Source organism: Psychrobacter sp. Rd 27.2, assembly GCF_001921755.1.
Lineage (GTDB): Bacteria > Pseudomonadota > Gammaproteobacteria > Pseudomonadales > Moraxellaceae > Psychrobacter > Psychrobacter celer.
Genome location: NZ_MRYB01000097.1, coordinates 1 through 403, shown reverse-complemented (window position 1 = coordinate 403; position 403 = coordinate 1). Strand labels below are relative to the sequence as shown.

General features: G+C 38.2%; 1 protein-coding gene. It reads left to right on the top strand.

The window, feature by feature from the left end; genetic code table 11:
- Positions 1 to 34: 34 nt before the first annotated feature.
- The coding region (locus BTV99_RS12755) for a hypothetical protein (RefSeq protein ID WP_143507188.1) at positions 35 to 403 on the top strand (369 nt) is incomplete at its 3' end.

Here is a 403-nt window from a genome sequence, read left to right as displayed (position 1 = left end):
GCAAGTTAAGCGCAATGTAGAACGACTTGACGTTGTGCCTGAAGCAAAAGGCTATAAACAAGAGTTACTGAAGTCAATTGATGGAGAGTATAAACAGAATAAACTAACTATTTTAGGATATCTAAACCCCAACGATGCACTTAAGCAAAGCCCGAAAATGTGCCATCAATATATAAAGCCGTTATTACAAAACGAAGCAGCAGTACAAACTAAGTGGAAGCAGATAGTTGAAGAACGTGCAGTATCAAATAGCTATGCCATGTCACGTTATCTAGACGAAAAAGCCAGTAACCCTGCTAAATATGCCAAAATTGATTTGGTTACTTTTGGCTTTGGTAACTGCGTGAATGAGCAGGTCTATCATGCTGACTCTGAAGTGGTATTTAAAAATCAGCAAAAACTG